Here is a 23,848-nt window from a genome sequence, read left to right on the forward strand (position 1 = left end):
CTAAATAAAGAGGGGCTATATTAGCTCTACTTGCAAAAGGAAAGGCAAGTACAAGACATAATGACAATCCCCCTTTTTTATTGGCAAGCCTGATGGCTTGCCATTTTTTTACCTCAATTTAGCCTATTCTTTGGGATCAGGTTTTTACTAACTAAAGCCCATTTAAACCAAAAAATAACGTACTCGTGGCCAATATCAATAATACAAGCAAGTTAAAAAGCTTAGTTAAATTGACTAAAAAACTATAAAAAATCATTATAATTAAAGCACTTAACGACATAAACCCACAAAACTGTAGAGCGCCATAGCCGTGTAATTCGCTAACGCAAAGCAGCAAACTTAGTAAAATACTGATCCAAGCAACACTCAATAAAATTAAACGCTGCTGATCAGTCGGGCGCTTGTTAAAAACATCCTTAAAATGATTAAACTTAGCCAGTGCAAAGCAGTTAAAAGCCACCAAACATAAACTAAAAGGGAGCAATGCCATCATACTTTTTGCTCCTGAGTGTTTATCGGACTAGGTTTTTTAGCTTGCAGTGCAGTACGTAATTTTTCGGTTTGTAACAAAAACAGCAAACCAAACAGTAAAAAGAGACTATCAAACATAAATAAAGCCCACTGTTCATTACGTAAATAACTGATTATATTCCCTTGTGTTGTTAGCGCATTAACCACTGGCACACTAAAACAAGCAATGCTATTTATGGCAGCCATAACACACCACTGCAACTTGTCACGCTTTACAAAAGCGATAATAAGTACACACAGCCAAGTTAAAAAGAAGGCAAGTATCTCTTTATCCGCGCGCTCCATTGCGCGTGTGCTGATTAATCGGTTTGCTAAAAAGAACGCAGACGTTGCCAAGGGCAATCCCATTAAAGTTCCTAAATTAAGCGCTTCGACGAGTTTTAAACCCCATGATGGCCGGGCATTTTTTTTCATTCGCTCCCGAATGCGCTTTGCCCACATAATACAGCCCGTGGCTATCATTATGCAGCCAGCAATGCCGCCTAAAAAGTATAAAACACGTAATAATGGCTCTGCTAAACGCCCAGTGTGCATTGAATTTAGTGACTCATACAGCGCTTTACTGCCGGTAAGTTCATCATCAGTTTGAGCAACAAGCTCACCACTCGCTCCACTAAATATCAAACGCGGTGCTTGATCCCTTAATGTTTTTCCAGGACTGACCAAAACCATGATAGTCGCAGCGGCCTTATTCGGCTTATTTATAATCACCCGAGTTATATCAGCCTCTGGCCACTTAGTATAAACCTGATCCAAAACAGTATTGATAGGCACTAACGGCGCAGTGCCTTGCAACGACTCTGTTGCAGGACTACTTGGCGAAACATCATTAAAAAAGCCTCGTATTCCATCCTCATAAACGGTTTGCGCGGGGTAGGGGAAAATCATAAATATCAGGGTAATAATGCCCGTATAAGTAATCATTAAATGAAACGGTAAGGCAAATACCGAACTTAAATTATGCACATCTAACCAGCTACGGCTGCCTTTATTAGCTCTAAAAACAAACATATCTTTAAAAATACGTTTGTGAATAACGACGCCAGATATCAACGCAATGAGCATAAATAAACTAGCAAAACAGACAATCCAACGCGCCGTTTTTACATCGATATAATGCAAATCAAAATGCAGGCGATAAAAGAAATTCCCCCCTCGAGTATCTACAAAGGGTGCTAAAGGCTGCATATTATTTGGATCTAAACGGGTATTTTCAAACTGCGCTCTGCGTTGTCCAGGCTCTTTTGGTTTTGCATAACCATACGTTAAATAAGGTATACGCTCCTCAGGAAGCGTTATACGCCAATTAGGCGCATTAGGTGCTTGCGCATTTAAATACTCAACACCCGACACGATTTGTTGTTTTTGCGCGCCAATACGAACTGCCTGCTGCTCAATATTATGGACACTTGGCTGATTCCATAAGCTCACTTCATCTCTAAAAAAGCTAATAGTGCCTGCAAAAAATATTAAATACAGTAACCAACACACGAGCAAACCCACCCATGTATGTAACCACGTCATTGAACGAAAAAAACTCCCTTTCATAACCATCCCTTCAATAGCGATAACAAGACAAGTTGCGCTGCAATACTTAGTAAAATACTGATCCAAACAGTTTTTAATGAATGAATATAAAAGCTATAAATAAACACCAGGGCATAAATTAAAATACTCGCAGACACACTAAGCAAAACCGCGTCAACTTTAGGCACAGGCACTACTGCACTTAATAGCGACACACTAACGGCTGTAAAAAAATACCCGCCAACAATAGCAATAAAAAAACGCGATAAAACCGCTAATTCATAGCTAAAGCGTTGCATAAATTGCCATAACATAGAAAAAACGGGTTTGGGAAAGTCTAAAAGACGGTTGGAGGCCTGCATAAACTGCAAATTCCTTTTAAACATAGCTAAAAAAAGATGGCGATATTATAACGCCAACAAATACAAAAGATAGTAATTCTTATTTGTATTTAAATGCAGTGATAGGCATTTAATTGAGTTAGTTAAATAGTGATCTATATAAAGATTAAAAGTCAGCTATAAAATAACCTATCTAAGTGAATGCTTACTCTGGATGCATTGCTGTTACCGGCTAAATACATAAAGACACAGTAAACACACGTCCGTGTATGAAATTAAAAGTTAAATAAAGCACTCTATTTAATAAGTTTTTCCATAGCCTTAACAGGTAATTTTGATATAAGAAGCTAATAATTAGAGACCTTTTAAGCTATAAATTTCTCTCAAATAACACTGGATCAGTATTTTACCAACAAGGCATAAAATACCGCTGGCATAAACCGATTTTTTACTAACTTATTACCAAAGAAAGCTAAAAAACAACCAAAACGATGAAAAAACAGGCTTGAAAAATTAAATTTTATACTTTTAAACCGACATGTTAGTAAAAATCTGATCTTTGATAAATGCAGTTTAATCCGTAATGATTTTAATTGGGAAGGTAACAATAGAGATACAACGCGTAAATTATGCTCAAAAAATAAACATTTCGCATAGATGTTGCAGTCACTTTATTTCACCGCTTAAGCACAGAGCGACTGCCATAAAAAACTACAAAGTGGATATGAAAGATTAAAAATAGTTTATAAACATTCATATAGGCTCAACATCAATTAAGTCGCTTTGACTATGCCTTAAAATAACTCCCTCTAGCGTTAAGAAATAATTAACATCGGTGCTATTTTTCTTGTTGCATTTTGCTGGTCAAAATTAATAACTTCATACTAATTATCTCTTTTAAAAAGCCTTAATGTTAACAAAAGATTTCATTTTGATAACAATTGTGTTTAAATCCGAAACAATGGACTGAGATAACCCTCAAAACTAATTTGCACGGAAGTAAAAAAATAATAATTTTTAAAAATGGAAAAACTATGAATAAAAAAATCTTTGCTGCTTCCGCTTTGCTAGCAATTTCATCAACTTCTTTACTTGCATCTAACCAAACATTTCAAGCAAGTGTAAATGGTTGGACTGAGCCTACTTTTGCAGAAGATAGCCCACTGCACTTTGGTAAAATTCGCTTATCTACAAGCTCAACCTGTACGATGGATAATGCAGGCGCTGTATCGGGTGACTGTGATGCGTCAGATGCAAACATTCAATTAGGTGGAATTACTGTATCTGGTTTAGCGCCAAATTCAGCAATGAATATTACTGTATCTGGAAGCACAGGCACTAACTTAACTTTTGTTCCAGTAACAACGGCTACAGATGGCACAACCAGTGTAACAACTGCTGACAATGTTGCGTCTGCTTTCACTACTGATGCAAGTGCAACCGATATTACTGTTAGTGTATATGGTGATATGACAGTTGATTCTACACTGACAGCGGGCGCTGCTTACACTGTAGATTACACTGTAGATGTGTCTTTCCAATAAGACTATGAAAGCTGAGGCTAACTTACTAAGTTAGCCTCAGTTTATTTTTTTGCGCAATTGCGCATTAAAAATAAAATGTGTGGAGCAACGCGCTCCACTTTTTATTATCATGTTGTTGAGTTGTCCCATGATTCTTAAACTTTTTTGTTGGGCCGCCCTTTGCCTAACTCTTTTACTACCTGAAATTTGTAGTGCCAACCTTGCGTTGTCTGAATACCGTTTATACTTTGATGGACGTACTAAAAATAATTCACTACTTATCAGAAATACCTCTAATAAAAATCTCGATTTTAAACTTGTTGTTACCCATAAAGATATGACCGAAGAAGGAGCACTTATAGATGTTACTCCGCAACAAGTTGAAGGACGCTCTGCCAAAAACATGCTACGGTTTTCTCCACGTCGCGGCACTATTGCCCCAAAAGGGATGCAAGCTATCAGAATGACCGTTCGCAAAAAAGCTGAGCTTGCTGTAGGCGAATACAGGGCGGTGCTTAAAATCATAGCCTCTGAGTCACAAAACCCCGACATTGATGGAATAAGCATTAGACCTAAAGTTGCTTACAGCGTGCCTGTTATTGTTCGTCATGGCCAATTAGAGGCTGACTCAGAATTAATAAACCCGCAATTAATTACTCAAAATGGGCGTCCGACTCTAACATTTTGGCAAACACTCACAGGGAATCGCTCTGTGTATGGAAACTTTGAATTAGTCGATGAGAATAATGTAATGATTGGTGAAATAGCCAATGTGGCCGTTTATACCCCTTTATCACGTCGCAAGGTATACATCACTTTACAAGCCCCTGTGACAGGGCCTGTGACACTCAATTACAAAGAAAACGAGCTTTACGGCGGTAAAATCGAGTTAGCGATCCCTATTAATATCAAATAACAAATGCTACACATTAATGCCTTATACTATGGTATAACAGCTCGCTTGTTACTTTGTACATTACTATTAATTGTACCCAAAGCAATCATCGCAAAGCAGTTACCGACTCTTTATCAATGGCCTATTGATGAGGAGTCTTTTGTGATTATAAATGTAAGAGTTAATGGCCGTTCTGTTGTCTCCGACTTAGAAGCTTACTACTCAAAATCAAATAAGTTGCTACTTCCCATAAGCGGCCTGAAATCGACCATGGGAATTAGCTTAAACGTGTCACAAAATACACTGTCTGCTAACGTTGACTCAAGTGAGCAGGTGCTGAATGCTGAGCTTTCCTCAACTTTAGCCCCCTCAGAAAATGTTTCATTGTGGGCTGTCGATGACTACGACCACTATGTTGATTTATCTGTTATAAATACACTTTTAAATACCGACTCGCGCTTTGATTACTCACTGATGCAGGTTTCATTTTCTAGTAACTTGCTTACTTATAATAACAACCAAGTAACGAGTGGTATTACAAAAAAAATTAAGTCCAAAGCACTGCAATACGACCACTTTATAGACGACCAATACCAAGCGCTAACCTACCCCGTGTCTGAATATTCGCTATCAGCAAGCTATAAATCGTCTAATAATCGTTATAAGGGACTACTCAGGCTTAATAGCTACTTTGACTTATTTCATCATCGAGCTGAACTACGATTCAACAAAAACGAAAACACCGCTAATACCTTTTTAAAAATAACTAAAGACTTTAACTTAAGTGAACAAGATCACTCACTGGCACGCATTCACTACCAATTGGGAGATATTCAATCCCAGTCAGATCAGCTTATTACTAGCTCAAACCAAGGCCGGGGATTTTATATTTCAAATGCTAACCCGCATTCGGCACAAAATTTTTCAACTATCACCATTGAAGAACCGGCACTACCTGGCTGGCAAGCAGAGCTGCATCGAAATGGCCAATTTATTGCCACGACTCAAGCTAACGACGAAAATTTGGTTCGATTTACCGATGTTGAAACTTTTTACGGCAACAATATCTTTGAAATTAAACTTTTTGGCTCACAGGGTGAGCAAATTACACGCACTCAAAAATATACAATAGGGCAAGACGCACTATCGCCCGGAAAAATAAGCTATCAGGTGGAGTTTTTAGAAACAGATAAAAGCTTTTTTAATCAATCCAGTAACTCCTCAACGGCGATGAGTAATGCCTTTAAAAGTAATCTCTCTTATGGCATTAGTGAGTTTATTACTTATGACGCTCAAATTACTCATTTGCAAACTGAACAAAATAACAGCAGCTATCTATCATCTGGGCTAAACACACTTACAGATCACGGCAGTTACCGTTTTTTAGCCACAAAACAACTCGATGCTGGCTATGCTTATTTTGCCGGTTTTAGAGGCCTACTTTCTAATAAACTTTATAACGATATTAATGTTAATGTTGAATACAGTGCCCTTAATAACTTTTCTAGCGCTTTATTTGTAGCAAAAGAGAACTCACTCAAAAATAGGCTGTCACTGAGCCTCAATGGCCGCACTGATTTTTTTAACTCCCTTAACTGGAATATGAGGTGGAACAATGAAGTACGTAAAAATACTAACACTAAAAATCGGTTCTCATTAGGCATCAATAAAAGTTATGTCGCAGGAACATGGTCAAGCCAACTATTTTATGATGACGATACAAATAACCTGATAAACCGGCTTTATTCTTCAATAGATATTGCCTCTTGGAAATGGACCAACACCTTAGATTGGCAGGCTAATAATGGCGCAGAACTCACTCGTTTGAGAAGTAGTTTACGCTGGCCACAAACACAAAGCACCTTTAATCAAACCCAGCTGACGTATCAGTCTAACTCTGCGGCAAGTACGCTTTTAAATCATCAATATACTTACCGCCATGAGATATTTAATATACAAGTATCAGGGCAAGTTGATAATCAAGGAGATTGGCGCTTATCTTTAGGCTTAAATGGCACATTTAGTTTTGATCATTTAGAAGCAGACTTTAACTTTGACACTCCTCGCTCATTAAATTCCGGGCAAATAGAAGTTAGTTCGTTCATAGATTGGAATGAAAATGAAATCTTTGACCAAGGCGATGAGCCAATTCAAGACGTTAATTTTACTGGCAACTACCTATGGCGAGATAAATACACCAATAATGACGGAAAGGTCTTGCTACCAAGCAGTTACGGTGGCCAGGTTTTAGATGTTAATTTACGCTCGTTGTCTAATCCTTACTTGCAGCCCTCTTTAGGGAAAATTAAAACATTGGCTCATAGAGGCGGACAAACCAAAGTAAATATTCCTTTAGTGGTCTACAACGAGGTTGAGGGGACTATTTATCTATCGAGCAATGAAAAGAGTAAACCTATCGCAGGACTCACGGTTGTACTTAAAGAAAAAGACGGCGAAAAGCATTATTCAACGGTCACTGAATATGATGGTTATTATTATTTCCCCAATGTTTCTCAAGGAAATTATATGCTTGAAATAGAAAAAAATGAGCAACTCTCAGAAAACATAACTATAAAAAATCTTCCTGAGCAGGTCATCACTGAAAAAAGCGGCGATACCATAATATTGCAAGATATTATTGTATACACAAATAACGCTGATACCTTAACTGAACAAGCTACAATAGCGGCTGAATCAAACCAACAAACACCTTATTTTGTGCAATTAGGCGTATTCAAAAAGTTTCAATCGGCACTTACTGTTGCGAATGAAATTGATAAAGCAGCCTATGCTTTGCAGTTATATAAGCATGAACGTCGTGATAGCTATTACCTCGTTGCAGGCCCATATAACAATGCAGCTAAAGCACAACAAACCATTAATGATGTTTATTCAATACCAGCGCTTCATGATAGCTTTATGGTTGATGCAAGGCGATATGCCTCACCACAGTGGCGAAAAATAGGGGAGTGGAGCGATATGCAAACCAAAAATACTGAGACTTATTTTTGCCAGTATGGTGCATATACCTCTAATAAATCCGTTAACAAAAAACTGCTAAGGGAAAACCCATCACTGTTCATAGCAGAACGAGCAATAAAAGGTAAAGCCCACTATTTGATGCTGTCAGGACCTCATAATGCAAAGCAAACAGCTTGTGATACGCAAGTGATTAAACAAATAAAAGGGCTCACCACCGCGATAAAGAAACCTTGGCACAGCATTTTTACTATAAATCAGTAGTAAAGTACTGCGCCTGTGTTTTGCCATCACTGTTTAAATGCGACTCACATTTTATTTCACAACGCGCTCCCGCAGATTCAGCAACCCAAATCGATTGCGCGCTCTTTTTGATATAACACGCAGAATACAGAGCATCTTCTTTTTGCGCAGCAACAACAAAGCAACGCTGAAAATCACCCAAAGCTAATACTTTGATTGGATAAACTTGTTCTTGTGCAATTACACCAGCACTAAATGTTTGTGATGATTTAGCATAAACAGCATATGAAATAGCGAGCATACACACCAAAAACATTAAAATAGATATTTGTTTCATATAATTAAAGCGAATTAAAAAGCAATATAGTAAGTGTAGAATAAATTAGTTTTTATGTGTTTATTTAACAAATATTAGACTGTAAATAGCAATGACCGCTTGATTCACCACAAGTCAATGTACTGATGATATAATACATTTTTTGCAAAAAGAGCGGGGCACTATGTTAACTATTTCAAATACCGTAACCATTGATGAATGGGAAGTAGAGCTCAGCGCTATTCGCTCGCAAGGCGCAGGCGGGCAAAATGTTAATAAAGTAGCCAGTGCTATACATTTACGCTTTGATATTAATCGCTCTAAATTACCTGACTTTTATAAAGAACGATTACTTGCTTTAAAAGATTCAAGGATCACCAAAGAAGGGGTATTGGTTATTAAAGCGCAAAGCCATCGCACCCAAGAGCTCAACAGAGAAGATGCGCTAAAACGGCTAAAAGATTTAATTTTAAGCGCCACTAAGGTTAATAAAGCACGTCGTGCTACCAAACCTAGCCGTAACTCACAGCGTAAACGCATGGACAAAAAAACCAAACACGGCCAAACCAAAGCCCTACGCGGTAATATTAAGCTATAACTTTAGTAACCTGTACTGTGGTTAAGTATATAAAAAGGCTGCGGATGCAGCCTTTAATTTAATCATAAGTATGATGGCGGGTGACGCTAAATCGGTTGAGGATTCGATGCACTACATACACTGCACTTAAGCTTACTGTTACTGCAACAGCCACCGAGCTAAATCGATACATGGCGCTGTATATTAAATCTTGCCCTGGGCCTAACGACTGACCAAATAAAATGCCAAACGTGGTTAATACCCCAAACCCAACACCCGGTGGACCACCGCCTAAAATATGAAAACGACTGAATATAAAAGACAAAATCCATAATATAGCCACCGGAAAAAGCAAAACGTCAGTATGGTTATACAAAAACAATTGCGCAACTAAGGCAGCATTACAGCCTATCAGTGTACCAATAATACGTTGCCAACTTGCGGTGCCCGCAGCCTTAAAACACAACGAAAACAAAATTAAAATAGACGCCGCTTGCGCCGAAATTGAATCTTGTAAGTCAAGTACCTGAAAAACCACGAATGATAAAGTCGCAACGCTAGCGCATAGCAACACCTCGTGACGAATACTTTCTTTATCCTTGTGTGGCACAGCCCGCATGGGCCGCGCTGTCACATCAGGAAACAAACCATGCATCAAGAGCGCAATAATAATAGTAATAAAAATAGCCATACCATTACTTAAAATAAGCGGGTAAATGCTGCTTCCTTGATCAACATGGCTGGCAAAGTGCAACTGAATCGATAAACTCACCGCACCTAACGCACCAAATAAAAACGCACCACCAGAGCTCATTAAGTAAAACAATATACAAAAGCTGGCAAAAATAATGAGCGTCATTAACACCGGCAAGTGTGAAAATAAGCCCTGTAAAATAAGCACTATAAACGCACTGTAGGCAGCACTGGCAACAAATTGACGGATCACGCCTTTGTTAATACTTGGCACTAAACCGAGTAATAACATAGGGTAAACTGTAAAAAATATTCCATTGGGCCAATTCATTAACTTGCACAAAGTAAAACCAATAGTGCAACCACCGGCAATCCGCAGCGCTTGGCGTAAGCCATTTGAATCGAGTTGTGGCGCTTGGCTAACATGTTGTGTCATTACTCGCCCCACTAATAAATGTAATGTAACCAACTAATAAAGCGGATCTGTACTGATCCCAACCATTGACCTATAGCCGATTGTGGAAGTAACTGCACAGTGGCACGCGCACCACTGGGCATATTATTTATAAGCTGAGTGTTATTTGGCAGCACTAAATGAATACGTTGACGCTGAGCGTCACGAACCCAGCGGTTGCTGGTTTCGGTGGTGCTAAGTAATCCATTCGCACTAAGTTGCCCGTCACTAACACCTGCTTCAAAGGTTTCAATTTTAGCGTCGAATACTTCACCAGGTCGGCTATCAAATACCACTTTTGCTAAACTGCCTGGCTGCATATTTAATAGTGACTTTTCACGAAAATCAGCCACCAAATCCGCTTTCTTTGCCACAACCGCGAGTAATGGCTTACCCGCAACCGCATAGGAACCTTCAAGTAACTGTAAATTAGCCACAACGCCATCACTTAAAGCGCGCACTTGCGTATAGGATAAGTTAAGCTCGGCTTGCGCTAACTGATTGGCCGCATGGCGCAGCGCTAAATTATCTTGCCCCGAGTCGCCTCGCGCCAAAAGAGCTTCTGCCAACTGTGCTTCAAAGGCGGCTAAATTAGATTGGCTTGCTGCAAAATTAGCCCGAATGCTTTCAAGCTCTTGTTCCGAAATAGAGTTTTGTTTATAAAGCGTTTCGCCACGCTTTTTTAATAGCTGCTGCTCATGCAATTTAGCGTTAGCTGCACTTATTTGTGCCTCCAGCGCTTTTACATTGGTATCAAGGCGTTTATTTTGCAGTTTAGCATCGTCAAGGGCAAGCTGTGCTTGCTCAAGTGCTAGTTGGTAAGTATTTTTATCTATCTCAAATAATACATCACCCGCTTTAACCGCTTGGTTATTACTGATCAATACATCGGTAACACGGCCATTTATTTGCGGTGATATTTGCACAACCGGATGGTAAACCCGTGCTTGTGGCGTAACCGGCAGCCATACATCGGCAACAATATAATAGAAAAATACAACAATAAAACCAACGAGCGATACTTTAACGTAGCGGGCAAATTTTTGATCGGGTGTCATACTTATTTATCTCCAGATAAGCTTGCAATACAACGCCGCGCATTTTCTTCCATTTGCACTAAACTATGCGCCATACCGTCAAGCTGCTCCGTGCTTAAGCCTGCATATAAACGCTGTTTAATATCGCTTGTTAGCTCTTTTAAGTGTTCTAATAACTTTATACCCTCATCGGTAAAGTACAATTTTTTACTGCGTTTATCGTGCTCATCAACTTGTCGAATAACCAGATTTTGCTGCTCTAATTGCTTAATGGTGCGCGTTAATGAGGGCATTTCAATACCTAAGCTAGTCGCCAACGCTTGTTGTGTTGCCCCTAAAGGTAAATGATGTAAGTGGATCATTGCCGTCCAGCGCGACTGAGTTAAACCTAGCGGCTCAACCGCCAATGTCACCGCTTCTCGACATAAGCGATGCACTCGGCCCATATTGCCGCATAAGGTTAAATCGAGTGTTTCATGAAAAGGAATAGTGCTGCTCATAGGAACTCTTGCTTGTGAATATCCAGCAAATTTTAGCATTAGTTAGCAGGCTAAGTAAATAATTGGTATTTTAGCTTCACGTCAATAAGTATTATTCAGATAAATAGTGTACGGCAAGCTTATCTAAGAAAGTATAAAGCTTAGCGTTCATTTCACTATAGTCATGGCTTAAGAGCTTTTCGGGCTGTTCAACAAAGCAGTAATTATGAGCATTGCTTAAATCATCGTTGGCAATGAGGAGGGTAACCACCTCGGTAGTCAATTCCATGTGGCATTGAAAACCAAATACTAAATCGCTATAAGCGACTATTTGCCTTGGACAACCTTCACTATAGGCAATAATACTGGCTGTAGCAGTTAGCCCTGGCATGTCGTTATGCCAATGCCCTACATTAAGCTCACTACCAAAATGGCTAAATAAAGGATGATTCAAGCCTGTATCGGTGAGGGTAATCGCAAACTTACCAATTTCTTTTTCTGGACTGGGTTGATAGGCCGCGCCTAACGCTTCACCAATTAATTGTGACCCCAAACAAACGCCCAATACCACTTTGTTTGCAGTGATCGCGCTGGCAATAAAGGCTTGTTCTTTTTTACTATCAAAATAAGGGCATTCTGCAAGCGATGTAGCGGGCGATTGTGGCCCACCCATTACGATTAAAAAGTCTATATTATCGGTGTGTTTTGGTAAGGGTTCAGCTAAATAAATACGGGTATAAGACAACGTGTGGCCATTCATTTTAGCCCAAGCTTCATAAGCGCCTGGTGCTTCAAAATGTTCATGAATAATAAAGTGAATGTGCATTGCCGTTTCCTTAAAATATTATCTGTTTAATAATACCCTAGGGTCACCGGATATAAGTGACCATGTGATATCAGCCGCTAAAAGTTAAGTAAATTAGCTGGAGAGTATTGATCAGTCAGCACCTTAGTATCACTTGGCCAGTCCTTTCCATCTTTAGTGAAAAACATACGTTTACTAATTGCCTCTATATCGACATCATAAGGGGCAAGTAACGGTGTTAGCTGCTTAACTCGCTGTGCTATTTGTTGCTCTGTAGGGGTTTTGTTATAACCGGCTAAAATAATACGATTACTATTATTATTGGCTGTTACATTAATAAAATCGCCAAATACCGCATGATAAGTTGCCGATTCATGTTCATAAAGTTTACTTGATGAAAACGTGTTAGCAGCAACAATTCCGCCTTCGGCTAATACGCTTTTTATTTCTTCAAAAAACTCTTTTGTGAGTAGGTGCTCAGGAATGTAATCGCCATTAAACGCATCTAAAATAATCCAATCAAATTGCTGGCTTTTAAGCGCCGCACGTTTAATAAAAATACGCCCATCTTGTACTTTAGCAGTTACGTTATCGGTTTCTATAAAGTTAAAATAATCGCGCGCCACTTTAATTACCGAAGGATCTATTTCAACATTTTCAATGTGTGCCTTTGGGTATAGCTCATGAATCATATTAGAAAGCGTACCGCCACCTAAACCAATAATGAGCACATTTTTAGGGTTATCAATCAGTAATAAACTAGAAAAAGCCAGCTTAGTATAATTAAATACCAGTTTTTTAGGAGAGCTTATGTACATGCAACTTTGGCTGCTTTGTCGGGTTTTTTCATCAAACTTTAAACAGCGTAAATCGCCAGTTTCTTCAACGAGTAAATTTCGATATAAAGAGCGCTCTTTATGCACAACATTACTCATACTGTGAGCTGAAAATAGCAGCGCTATTATACTAATAACCAATAATTTAAGCTTGTGCATAAACGGCCTCTCGCACTTTAAGTTTATCAAAGCTAATAGCAATTAGCCCAAGCGTGCCTAACACACCAGCAAAACCTAAAATAATGGTGTTAACATCAAACGCCAGTACCATATAAAAAGAGGTAATAATGGTGCCCAGCGCACTGCCTAAGGTACTTACAAAATAAAGGCCGCCAGCCACTTGGCCGCTGCGCTCACTATTGGTAACCAGCAAACGTACAGAGTAGGGCGAGATCATGCCTAAAATAATGGTGGGTATAAAAAATAACGCGGTTGAGGCGAGTAACGAGCCATAGCGGCTGTCTTCAATATGCGAAAAAATAAATGCCATAATTGGCTCAGCAAACAAAGCAATGGGCACCACCATAATACTGGCAACTAAAAAGATTAACCCATATTTGGTCAACGAAGGATGACGAATAGACAGCTTCCCTCCCAGTAAATACCCGAATGATAAGCTAAGCATAAATACCGTAATAATACTGCCCCAGATATGTACGCTACTGCCAAAGTAAGGCGCTAAAATGCGCCCACCTAACAGCTCTATTCCCATAATACTAAAGCCACTGCTAAAGGCTAAAAAGTAAATTAATGCATTTGTTTTTGTTAACATTATATTATTCTTATTGTGTTATTTTCATCCATCTTAACGTGATAGCTGTATAGCCGCTAGTATAAAAATTAGACGCACACATAGAGCGCAAAAAAACATTTTGTTATAAAGTAACACATGTTATAGTTTTGGTTATAATATAACGTTACCAAAAGCATTTTATGAAGTACTCATTAATTTACTTAGCCTGCTTAAGTGCAAGCGCACAAAGCATTGCCCAAAGCCAACCAATAGAGAAAATTGCGGTTACATATAAACAAGCTTACCGAGGCGATATTCCTCAAAAGCAAATGCCACAATCAATCGAAACCCTCGATAACGCGATACTTGATCAAAAAGGAATAACTCAATTACAAGATGCGCTGGATTTTTCTGCCAGTATTTCACGTAAAAATAACAGTGGCGCATTGTGGGATAGCTTTTCGATTCGTGGATTATCGGGTAACGAAAACATGCCATCGGGTTACTTAATTAATGGTTTTAGCGGTGGACGCGGATTCAGCGGCCCTCGTGATGTATCAAACATTGAGTACATTGAAGTATTAAAAGGTCCAGGTTCTGCACTATACGGGCGCTCAGAACCCGGCGGTACAGTAAATATCGTAACCAAAAAACCTCAATTTGAGCAACAGGGTGAGCTAAAACTTAGCTTAGGTAGTGATAATTTTAATCGCGTTGAAGGTGACTATACAAACGGCATTAACGATAACACAGCATTTAGAATAAATGGCGCATGGCAAGATAGCGATAGCTACCGCGATGAGGTGTACACCCATAAAAAGGTGGTTACGCCATCTATTTATCATCAAATAAACGCTTCAACCAGTATCACTTATGAATTTGAATACGTTGATTTAGCCCAGCTATTTGACCGTGGGGTTGTTGTACTTAATGATAATTTTAATACTGTTCCTAGCTCACGCTATTTAGGCAATCCAAACGATGGTGACACGCAAGTATATTCTCGTGGTCACCAAGTAACTTTAAATCATGACATAAACAATGAATGGTCACTCGTTGTAGGCGCAAACTACCGTAGCTCTACACTAACTGGGTTTTCGTCTGATGCTGAACTTGCACCCTCGCGCCAATCATTATTCGATGATGGCCGCACACTTACCCGCCAACAGCGCTACCGCGATTATGACGTTGATGATACTAGCCTTAAATTTGAGCTAAGTGGGCATTTTGATACCGCAGGCATTACCCATCACTTATTAATAGGAGCAGACGCATACAAATACGACTTACGAACTGGACTTTATCGTTATCGCGGCGGTAATGGCACTTACACAGTTGATATTTTTCAACCGAATTATAACGTTGCTCGTCCTGAGGTAGGTTTGCTCTACGAAAACAACGAACAACAAGATGCTTATGGTATATACGTTCAAGATCAAATGGATCTGACTGATAAAATTAAGCTATTAGTTGGCCTTAGATTCGATAGCGTAGATCAAGACATTTTAGAAACCAAAAGTGGTGTGCTTTCAAGCAGTTCACAAAGCCAGGTAAGTCCACGAGTAGGCTTAGTATATGAACTAAACAACGCTGTAACCTTATACAGCAGCTACTCCGAAGGCTTTTTACCATTAAGTGGTACAGATGCAAATGGCGACCCATTTGGCTTTGAATACAGTGACTCATTTGAAGTAGGCGCTAAATTTAGCTACCAAGGCATAACGGGAACCCTAGCATTATTTGATGCCACTAAAAGTAATATGTTAGTAGCCGACCCTGTAAACGTTGGTTTCTCAGCGCCTATTGGTAAAGCAAATAGTAAAGGTGTTGAACTCGATTTAAGTACTTATATTACTGATGATACAAAGTTTAATTTATCTTACGCTTATATAGATGCCAGTACGGCAAACGACATAATAAATGCTGATTGGGGCGTGCCAATCAAAAAAGGCAGCCCATTAGTCAATGTGCCTAAAAATAACTTAAATCTAACGCTTAGCCATCAAACGGCCGTTCTTGGCAAAGAGCTAGAACTAGGTGCCAGTTATCAGTACACCAGTGAGCGATTAGGCGATGCCGCCGATTTAACATTTAACTTACCGAGCTATCAACTAGTTGGTATTTTTGGGCAGGTAAACTTAACCGAGCGCACCAAGTTAAATATCAGTGTTAACAATATTCTTGATGAAGAATATGCTCAAAGTAGCTACAACGCATTATGGGTTTACCCCGGTGCGCCTACTCAATTTAAGATGTCATTGGCATATCAATTCTAACAATTTCATAGTCCCGATTAGCTATTTTAACCCGACTTTTGTTATTTAGCTTTTCATCCAAAGCGTCTTAATGTAGTGGTTAAGGCGCTTTTTTTATTGTTTTGTATAATACATAGCAGCTGTTAACCCCCTTTACAGTTATTCTTCAATTGATATGAAGGCAATTAAAAAAGCCGTATAATTTATATACGGCTTTTGTTTTTAATTAAAACTGATAGCTTATCCGAGCCGAAACATTACGTCCTGGTTGGCTATATTGGCTAAAATCAGTACCTTTGGATTGACCAGCAATAAGTTCAAACGGTACGTACTCTTTATCGAGTAGGTTAAGTAAACCTACATTCATTTGCCATGCTTTCCACTGATAATTTGCATATAAATCAACAACACCATAACCGTTACCTTGTGTTGTTTTATTACCATTAGTATCAAGTACTACATCAGACTGCGCCTTAGCTAAACGCCAAGCAGCGGTCCAATTAACATTGCCAAACTCAGTGCTTACTAATATAGAACCATTTAACGGGCTAATACTAGTAAGTGGCTGATCAGAGTCTTTGTTTTCACCATCTACGTAAGCAACATTGGCTTCTAATAAAATATCGTCGGTGACATACATAGCAATACCAGCTTCTACACCGCTGATCTGGGTTTCGCTAATATTTTGGTATTGGTAAAATGTTTTATTTACATTAGGAATATAAGTTGGCTCAACACCCGCAATGGTTGTTTCGATAAAGTCATCATAGGCAGCATAAAAAGTACTTAGATTTACACTAATATCGCTACTTGCGTATCTTAATCCGATCTCGAATGAGTCACTGCTTTCAGGGTCTAAATCTGCGTTTGGTAATATTTGATAAAATGGCTCAACACCATGGCTTTGATAGGCTTGGTCGTGTGGCGGTATTTTAAAGCCTCGAACATATTGCCCATACCAAGATAAATTATCGTCTACCTGATAAATCACACCCAGCTTTGGTGAAAACGCAGACTCGGTAATATCATCAAGCTCGGTGTCAGCGTATAACGCATCTTTTTTGGCTTCAAGTGCATAATAATCGTAACGAATACCCGCAACTAACGACCAATCAGTCTCGTTAAATTTAATACTGTCTTGCATATATACACCAACTAAAGAAGTATCGGCACCAGGAAATGCTTTTTGTTTTTCATTCGTAAAATCAACAGTACCATCATTTAATACACGGGTTTTTAAGCGTGGTCGAGTAGTATCATATAAATCAATATCTACTCCATAGACAAATTCATGCTCGGTATTTTCTCCTTTAACTTCCTTACTAAATACCGCTTTTAAGCCTAAAATATCTTGCTCAAACCCGTAGTCATTATAATCGATGTAATTTCTAGCTGCGCTTATTTGGTCACTTTGTTGCTCGTATCGACTATAAGATAGTTGCCCATACCATTTATCAAATATAGCTGTTGCCATATCTGAATCATAATCGAGTGCAAATGAGATATTTGTATCTTCGTCTTCGGTTTCTTGAATGGATGGAGTGATTACTTGCTCTGTTGTTTGATTAAAGTAATCTAAGGTGTATTTAAGGGTCCGTTTTTCATCAAGTTTTTGCTCAACTTTAAGCAGTAAAGCATCAGAGCGGGCATCGTAACCTGGTAAATCTTCAACGTAGTTTTGTACTTCTTCACTATCGCGATGGCTATAAACAGCGCTAATAGCAAAGTCACCTAAATCTTTTGCTGCTGTAATATCAGCAGCAACCTGATTGCTTTGGCCTTGATAACCTAACGCTACCTTTACTAAGCTTTGTTGATCCGCTAAATAATCACTCGGGTCTTTAGTTGTTATTACTACAATTCCCCCAAGTGCATCAGAACCGTATAGCGATGATGCCGCCCCTTTTGCAACTTCAACTTGTTTAACACCCGCAACATCAAAGTAGTTTCGACCCACTAAATAACCGCCGCCGCCAGCGTAGCCATCGTTTGTGCGTCTTCCATCTTTAATAAAAACAACTCTGTTGCCACCAACACCTCGTACAGTTAGTGTTTGCGCGCCTGCGCCACTGCCAGTACTTGAGATACTTGGATCGTATTTAAACATAGTTTGTAAATCTACAGCGAGCTGACGCTCAATATCTTGTTCGGTAATAACCGTTACTGAGCCAGTCACATCTTCAAGCTTTTGTTCAAAGCGAGAACCACTAACCACAATATGATCGTCAATAACATTTTCGGCCAGTGCGCTACCAGAGCTAATTAACAAAGAGGCTAATGCTGTAAATTTAAAAGAAAAGGGATTCATCTCCACTCCAAATGATAATAGTTATTATTTACTTTTAAATGGTACAACTAACCCAAAACAAGATCAATTGATTATGATAATCATTTTCATTTAGATTAAAGTGGTTATAATACTAAAAAATAAAATCGGAGTTTGTTATGAAGTACCTAATTTTTTTTCTGGCTTTAGCCACTCAATCAGCACTCGCGAAAGAGCGTGTGATCAGTGCTGGCGGCACATTAACTGAAATAATCTACGCACTAGAAAAACAAAATAGTTTAGTCGCGGTTGATCAATCAAGTATGTATCCGCAACAAGCAACACAGTTGCCACAGGTAGGTTACTATCGAGACCTAGCCGCTGAGGGAGTGCTTTCAATGCGCCCAACTACGTTACTTGCACTTGAAGGTGCAGGAAGAGAGCAGGCGCTAAAGCAAATAGAAGCGACCGGAGTGAAGGTTATTCACTATAAAAAGCCGACATCTGTAAATGAACTGCTTGCGCTAATTAAGCACCTTGGTAGTGATTTAGATGCAAACCTAAAAGCTCAAAACCTAATTACTAAAATAAAAAAATCGTTACCTACTAAAGCAAAAACACAGACTCATAACGCTTTGTTTTTACTTTCAGCTAATGAGCGTGGGCTCGTCGCAGCAGGGCAAGAAACGGTGCCCAACTTGCTGTTTAATTATGCGGGCATTACCAATATAGCTGCTACGCATACAGGCTTTAAAACAATTAACAGTGAAGTACTGGCTGTAAGTCAGCCCGATTTTTTAGTGGCGCCAGCGCATGTTGTGCAAAGCCTTGGTGGGAAACAAGCCTTTTGTAAACAGCCTACACTTCGTTTATTAAAAGCAGCGCAAGAGTGTCAATTACTGGTCATGGACAGCTTACTTTCACTGGGCATGTCGCCGCGTATTGCAACTGCGATTCAAGCATTGCATGAGTATAAAACACGCTTATGAGCACGTTAACTTTGAATCGTTTTAACGCCATAACACTGAGTAACCCGCATAAGTGGATGCTATTAAGTTATGGCTGCATTTTTGCTTTAGCATTACTTAGCATAGGCTATGGAGCCGCAGGATGGGATTGGCGCTTAGCGATTGCATGGCTAGCCCCTGAGCATTTTAGTCAATTTGATGCGCTACAAATTAATGTAGTTACACAAATACGCCTGCCTCGTTTTGTCCTTGCAGTGATGGTGGGTTTAGTACTTGCACAAACAGGGGCTGCAACTCAAGCGCTGTGCCGTAACCCGCTTGCCGATCCCTCTATTATTGGTATAAGCGCAGGCGCTGCAATGGTCGCGGTTGCTTTTATTGCCCTTAGCGCACAATTTAATTTTAACGCTCAACACTACTTACCTTATGCCTCATTTTTGGGCGCATTATCAGTAACGTCGCTGGTATATTTAGTCTCAAAACAACAAAAACAAATTAATATAAATACGCTTATATTAGTCGGTGTCGCTATTAATGCATTGGCATTTGCTGTTATTGGGTTATTAAGTTTTTATGCTGATGACAGCGCACTGCGGTTAATTAACTATTGGACCATGGGCTCATTAGGCGGTGCGAGTTGGGATAATATAAAACAAGCGAGTCTTTTGCTTTTACTGAGCCTTATCGGGCTATGGCGATTAAAAGAGCCAATGAATCTACTTCTTATTGGTGAATCACAAGCTCAATACTTAGGAGTCGATACCAGCAAGCTTAAATTATACGTCATTATATTAGTGGCATTGGGCGTAGGTGCGGTAGTTGCGCTAACAGGTTTAATTGGCTTTGTTGGTTTAGTTGTTCCTCACATCGCACGCCTCATGGTTGGGCCACATTTACGAAATATGCTGCCACTTTGTATGCTTTTAGGTGTCATAGTGTTGCTACTTTCAGATTGGTTGGCACGCTTGGTTGTTATGCCTGCGGAGCTGCCAATTGGCATTATAACGGCGTTACTTGGCGCTCCACTATTTATATATTTGATCATTAAAAATAAGCGAGATTGGTCATGATCACGTTTAACAACCTCAATATAGGCTTTAACACCCATCGTGTTTTAGAGGGTATTAGCGGCAATATCCAAGCAGGACAACTTGTCGCACTGATAGGCGAAAATGGCGCAGGTAAATCGACCTTACTGCATACTTTGGCAGGCATGCATCCCTTTGAGGGAGATATACTATTTAATACCAAACCTTTGCATTCATTTTCTAAAGAGCAATTAGCTAGCAAGCGCGCTGTAATGATGCAAAGTAACCATGTTGGCTTTGATTTTAGTGTATTTGAACTCATTGCTATGGGCCGCTATCCCTATACAGAGTCTCTTAAAACACAAGCCAATAAAGTTCAAAAATATGCCTCAATTATGGATTTAACCCATTACCTAACACGTCGAATGACTGCGCTTTCGGGCGGTGAACAACAACGTGTTCATATGGCACGCACATTAGCCCAGTTAGATGCTTTTACTGCGCAAACTGAGCCTAAATTAATGTTGCTCGATGAGCCAACATCAGCGCTAGATATGCGTCATCAACATACTTTACTTAGCTGTGTTAGAACCTTTGTAGAGCAAGGAAACAGCGCCATTATTGCTATACACGATCTTAATTTAGCAAGCCTTTATGCAACCAACGCTATTTTATTACACAACCAAAAAGTGCTGCAAAGCGGGTCTATAAATACCGTTTTAACAGCACAAAACTTACAACAAATGTACGCCATGAAATTGCACGTTAACCCTCATCCTTATAACGATGCGCCCATGGTTTTTTCTCAACGTCAGGAGTTTTCATGAGAGAGCAAGCATTAAACGACGCACGTACGCTCGTTTTTAAAACCCATGCCGGCGTAATGTCGACCATTTCAAATAATTTACGCGGCTATCCGTTTGGCTCTGTTACACCTTATATGTGTGACGAACAAGGCCGCATCTACTTTTTTATTAGTGACATAGCTCAGCATACCAAAAATTTAAAACAGGACTCACGCATGAGTCTAACTATTTTTGATGCCGCCGATTATGGCGATCAAAACGAACATGGGCGAGTAACACTCGTAGGTGATGGCTCTATTGTGGCAAAAGAGCAAAGCGAAGTGCTACTTGATAAATATATAGCTTTGTACCCTGAGGCTGCAAGCTATCGCAATGCGCATGATTTTCAGCTTTGGCAATTAGATGTAGTACGGGTGCGTTATATTGGCGGTTTTGGAAAAATATTTTGGCTTGAGCAAAACGAGTGGCAAGCTCAGCCTAAAAAGTGGGATGAAAGCCAGCAGCAAAGCATGATCACTCATATGAATGAAGATCATCAAGATGCTATGTCGCTGATATTAATGCAGCACTATAACGTAGCCGATAACACTCCAATAATGAGCGGCCTACTACCCACAGGCTTTTATATACAAAGCCACAAGCGTAATTACTTTATTAATTTTGCGAACGAGTGCGATAGCCCATTAGCCGTGCGAAAAGCACTTGTAGCCTTAACAAATCAAGCTCGAAACAGCTCAAACCAACTAGCGGAGACAGTATGAAAAAATTAATAGCCTTACTCAGCACTACACTGCTACTGAGTGTCAATGCTGCATATGCAGACGAATGCACACTAAATATAGATGCAAACGATATGATGCAGTTTTCAACTAAAACACTAAGCGCCCCTAAAAGCTGTAAGCAAGTGACCGTTAAACTTAGGGCGTGTTGAACTTTGCGGATTGTAATTTGTTCAATCTAGGGGCGATTAAATTGCGGCGCTTGATTTGTAACCTAGTGGGCTAAGTAAAAATCGAGCAACAATGAGTTTATCGCCCCTAGGCAGAACCCGAAGGGCAGCGCATGTTTGGTATTTATGCTGCGTTATCGCCTATTTATGTGGAATAACCACACTTCATAGGCTCTGTCTTGCCTAAAAACCAAACACACTGCTGCAAATTCAACCATCAAAGATCAACACGCCCTTGCCACACCGGTAAATTACCTGCCAATGTAATGGGTCATAACTGGGTGCTATCTACTGAGCAAAACATGCAAGGTATCATCACAGATGGCAACGCTGCAGGGCTTAGCAACCACTACATAAAGCCTAATGATAGTCGCGTGATTGGTGCTACAGACATTATTGGCGGCGGCAAAACAACCGAAGTTACTTTTAAAACCAGCGGCTTAACCGCCGGAACCGATTACACTTTCTTTTGCTCTTTTCCTGGCCATTACGCCATGATGAAAGGCACATTTACGCTTAAGTAAATATTAAAAAGTGTATTACACAAACACAGTGCCAACCTATTATTGGCACTGTGTTTTCTCCCCTCGTTTGGCTAAAGCTTTAAATGCAGCTTGTTGATGTGCTTTTTGCACATAGCGAGCAGGCAAAGCGTTAACTTCTAATTGATAACCACTTTGCTCAGATTGTACTTTTGATACTGGCGAAACCCATACAACATTAAGCTCTGGGGCAATTCGCTTAATTACCCGCGCTATGCCTTCACCATTTCTCACATGAAAATCACCGGCTAAATGTATAACCTGCTTGCCCTTATTTTGACTAATATAGTTAACGATAGACTCAGCCATGGTTTCATCCCAAGTAACTTGCGCGGCGTAAAGTTTTTCGTTTTTACTCGCCGTTCCATGATGCATGGATTGCATAAAGCGTTCTTTATAAAGGCTTGGAGAAGTATCTATCTCTTTTGCAATAAAACTACGCTGTTGTGGGTCAAGCTTATTAATATAATTAATACCTTGGCGACCAATACAGGTAACAATGTGTTTAGGCGCATTTGCAGCTATTACATCGCTATTTTGTATCTTCGCCAATTCCACTAACGCACGATAATCGCTCTTATAATTAGGCCAAGCCTTAGTATTATCAATTAGGTATTGTTCACCTATTTTACTCTCAACGTAAAGGTTTAGTGTTTGCTGATCAGCGCGGCTAAATTGCTCAAGCGATAGAGCAATAGGCTTATTTTGCGTGCTTAATTGCTGAAACAGCTCAGCCTGAAATAAGTGCACACCGGGGTGTGTATGCCATTCACCGACTAAAACAACATCGGCATTCAAAAGCGTGGATTCTGACAATATTGAATTAACTCGCTGGCCATTTGCATTATAAAGCCCGTAATTATACAAGGATGAACTTTGAGATACTGATACTGTGTTTATACTGCAGCCTGATAATCCACTGAGTAAAACAAGTGCTAAAAATGGGTTTTTCATATCGGTTTTTATAAAAATAAGAATCAAAACAATGAAGTTAGTATACACAACAAACTGCTTCAAACCTACAAATGCAAATAAAAACAATTATCATTTGATATTTTGGAGTTT

General features: G+C 39.5%; 21 protein-coding genes and 2 pseudogenes. 11 read left to right on the forward strand and 12 right to left on the reverse strand.

All coding sequences use genetic code 11. From position 1 onward, the window contains the following. Window positions 1-151: 151 nt before the first annotated feature. From BM380_RS16570 to BM380_RS16580, 3 genes are read right to left on the reverse strand one after another with little or no spacing between them, the layout of a single operon-like run. Window positions 152-493 (reverse strand): DUF3325 domain-containing protein, encoded by a 342-nt coding sequence (locus tag BM380_RS16570; RefSeq protein ID WP_016899981.1) that lies wholly within the window; start codon window positions 491-493, stop codon window positions 152-154. After that, on the reverse strand, window positions 490-2,079 hold the full coding sequence (locus BM380_RS16575; RefSeq protein ID WP_090495247.1) for a PepSY-associated TM helix domain-containing protein: 1,590 nt from the start codon (window positions 2,077-2,079) through the stop codon (window positions 490-492). The genes BM380_RS16570 and BM380_RS16575 overlap by 4 nt, the downstream gene beginning before the upstream one ends. Further along, the gene (locus BM380_RS16580) at window positions 2,076-2,420 is read right to left on the reverse strand and encodes a hypothetical protein (protein WP_090495249.1); all 345 of its coding nucleotides are present in this window, start codon (window positions 2,418-2,420) and stop codon (window positions 2,076-2,078) included. The genes BM380_RS16575 and BM380_RS16580 overlap by 4 nt, the downstream gene beginning before the upstream one ends. A gap of 1,013 nt (window positions 2,421-3,433) precedes the next feature. On the opposite strand from BM380_RS16580, the gene BM380_RS16585 reads away from it, so the two are divergent. The 3 genes from BM380_RS16585 (at window position 3,434) to BM380_RS16595 (ending at window position 8,060) form a co-directional block, all read left to right on the forward strand. Continuing rightward, window positions 3,434-3,943, forward strand: coding sequence for a hypothetical protein (locus tag BM380_RS16585; RefSeq protein WP_036955510.1), 510 nt, complete (start codon window positions 3,434-3,436; stop codon window positions 3,941-3,943). Window positions 3,944-4,070: 127 nt separating this feature from the next. Next, the gene (locus BM380_RS16590; RefSeq protein WP_232311369.1) at window positions 4,071-4,838 is read left to right on the forward strand and encodes a fimbrial biogenesis chaperone; all 768 of its coding nucleotides are present in this window, start codon (window positions 4,071-4,073) and stop codon (window positions 4,836-4,838) included. Window positions 4,839-4,979: 141 nt separating this feature from the next. Continuing rightward, entirely contained in the window at window positions 4,980-8,060 is a 3,081-nt protein-coding gene (locus tag BM380_RS16595) for an SdrD B-like domain-containing protein (protein ID WP_254772079.1), read from the forward strand. Here BM380_RS16595 and BM380_RS16600 read toward each other — a convergent pair. Further along, window positions 8,047-8,376 carry a hypothetical protein gene (locus BM380_RS16600; protein WP_013462804.1) on the reverse strand — a complete coding sequence of 110 codons (330 nt, stop codon included), beginning with the start codon at window positions 8,374-8,376 and terminating at the stop codon, window positions 8,047-8,049. The genes BM380_RS16595 and BM380_RS16600 overlap by 14 nt on opposite strands. A 163-nt stretch (window positions 8,377-8,539) precedes the next feature. Between BM380_RS16600 and arfB the strand changes: the two genes are divergently transcribed. Beyond that, complete coding sequence (arfB, locus tag BM380_RS16605; protein ID WP_028834645.1) at window positions 8,540-8,953, forward strand: alternative ribosome rescue aminoacyl-tRNA hydrolase ArfB; 414 nt, start codon at window positions 8,540-8,542, stop codon at window positions 8,951-8,953. Window positions 8,954-9,011: 58 nt separating this feature from the next. Here the strand turns inward: arfB and BM380_RS16610 are convergent, their stop codons facing one another. From BM380_RS16610 to BM380_RS16635, 6 genes are all read right to left on the reverse strand, one after another. Beyond that, on the reverse strand, window positions 9,012-10,061 hold the full coding sequence (locus tag BM380_RS16610; protein WP_013462802.1) for a DUF2955 domain-containing protein: 1,050 nt from the start codon (window positions 10,059-10,061) through the stop codon (window positions 9,012-9,014). An 11-nt stretch (window positions 10,062-10,072) separates the two neighbouring features. Beyond that, the gene (locus BM380_RS16615; RefSeq protein ID WP_090495252.1) at window positions 10,073-11,137 is read right to left on the reverse strand and encodes an HlyD family secretion protein; all 1,065 of its coding nucleotides are present in this window, start codon (window positions 11,135-11,137) and stop codon (window positions 10,073-10,075) included. 2 nt (window positions 11,138-11,139) lie between these two features. After that, a complete protein-coding gene (locus BM380_RS16620) occupies window positions 11,140-11,616 on the reverse strand; it encodes a MarR family winged helix-turn-helix transcriptional regulator (RefSeq protein ID WP_008110790.1) in 477 nt (158 codons plus the stop codon). A 91-nt stretch (window positions 11,617-11,707) separates the two neighbouring features. Next, entirely contained in the window at window positions 11,708-12,421 is a 714-nt protein-coding gene (locus tag BM380_RS16625) for a type 1 glutamine amidotransferase (protein ID WP_090495254.1), read from the reverse strand. 77 nt (window positions 12,422-12,498) lie between these two features. Then, window positions 12,499-13,395 carry a spermidine synthase gene (locus BM380_RS16630; RefSeq protein ID WP_090495256.1) on the reverse strand — a complete coding sequence of 299 codons (897 nt, stop codon included), beginning with the start codon at window positions 13,393-13,395 and terminating at the stop codon, window positions 12,499-12,501. Further along, the gene (locus BM380_RS16635; protein WP_010388742.1) at window positions 13,382-14,008 is read right to left on the reverse strand and encodes a fused MFS/spermidine synthase; all 627 of its coding nucleotides are present in this window, start codon (window positions 14,006-14,008) and stop codon (window positions 13,382-13,384) included. Before BM380_RS16635 ends, BM380_RS16630 begins: the two co-directional genes overlap by 14 nt. Window positions 14,009-14,169: 161 nt before the next feature. On the opposite strand from BM380_RS16635, the gene BM380_RS16640 reads away from it, so the two are divergent. Next, complete coding sequence (locus tag BM380_RS16640) at window positions 14,170-16,245, forward strand: TonB-dependent siderophore receptor (protein WP_090495257.1); 2,076 nt, start codon at window positions 14,170-14,172, stop codon at window positions 16,243-16,245. A 205-nt stretch (window positions 16,246-16,450) separates the two neighbouring features. Here the strand turns inward: BM380_RS16640 and BM380_RS16645 are convergent, their stop codons facing one another. Next, a complete protein-coding gene (locus BM380_RS16645) occupies window positions 16,451-18,532 on the reverse strand; it encodes a TonB-dependent hemoglobin/transferrin/lactoferrin family receptor (protein ID WP_090495259.1) in 2,082 nt (693 codons plus the stop codon). A 137-nt stretch (window positions 18,533-18,669) separates the two neighbouring features. Between BM380_RS16645 and BM380_RS16650 the strand changes: the two genes are divergently transcribed. The 6 genes and pseudogenes from BM380_RS16650 to azu form a co-directional block, all read left to right on the forward strand. Further along, on the forward strand, window positions 18,670-19,479 hold the full coding sequence (locus tag BM380_RS16650) for a heme/hemin ABC transporter substrate-binding protein (RefSeq protein WP_090495260.1): 810 nt from the start codon (window positions 18,670-18,672) through the stop codon (window positions 19,477-19,479). Then, window positions 19,476-20,528 carry a FecCD family ABC transporter permease gene (locus BM380_RS16655; RefSeq protein WP_090495262.1) on the forward strand — a complete coding sequence of 351 codons (1,053 nt, stop codon included), beginning with the start codon at window positions 19,476-19,478 and terminating at the stop codon, window positions 20,526-20,528. Before BM380_RS16650 ends, BM380_RS16655 begins: the two co-directional genes overlap by 4 nt. Next, window positions 20,525-21,313, forward strand: coding sequence for a heme ABC transporter ATP-binding protein (locus BM380_RS16660; protein WP_090495263.1), 789 nt, complete (start codon window positions 20,525-20,527; stop codon window positions 21,311-21,313). Before BM380_RS16655 ends, BM380_RS16660 begins: the two co-directional genes overlap by 4 nt. Continuing rightward, the gene (locus tag BM380_RS16665) at window positions 21,310-22,053 is read left to right on the forward strand and encodes a HugZ family pyridoxamine 5'-phosphate oxidase (RefSeq protein WP_090495265.1); all 744 of its coding nucleotides are present in this window, start codon (window positions 21,310-21,312) and stop codon (window positions 22,051-22,053) included. The genes BM380_RS16660 and BM380_RS16665 overlap by 4 nt, the downstream gene beginning before the upstream one ends. Then, window positions 22,050-22,211: pseudogene (locus BM380_RS16670) on the forward strand (azurin); the annotation flags it as partial. The gene BM380_RS16665 and the pseudogene BM380_RS16670, both read left to right, overlap by 4 nt. Before the next feature lie 269 nt (window positions 22,212-22,480). After that, window positions 22,481-22,765 (forward strand): annotated as a pseudogene (azu, locus tag BM380_RS16675) (azurin); the annotation flags it as partial. Window positions 22,766-22,804: 39 nt separating this feature from the next. Here azu and BM380_RS16680 read toward each other — a convergent pair. Beyond that, on the reverse strand, window positions 22,805-23,737 hold the full coding sequence (locus tag BM380_RS16680) for a ChaN family lipoprotein (RefSeq protein ID WP_090495287.1): 933 nt from the start codon (window positions 23,735-23,737) through the stop codon (window positions 22,805-22,807). Window positions 23,738-23,848: the final 111 nt, after the last annotated feature.

Source organism: Pseudoalteromonas sp. DSM 26666 (genome assembly GCF_900116475.1).
Lineage (GTDB): Bacteria > Pseudomonadota > Gammaproteobacteria > Enterobacterales > Alteromonadaceae > Pseudoalteromonas > Pseudoalteromonas tetraodonis.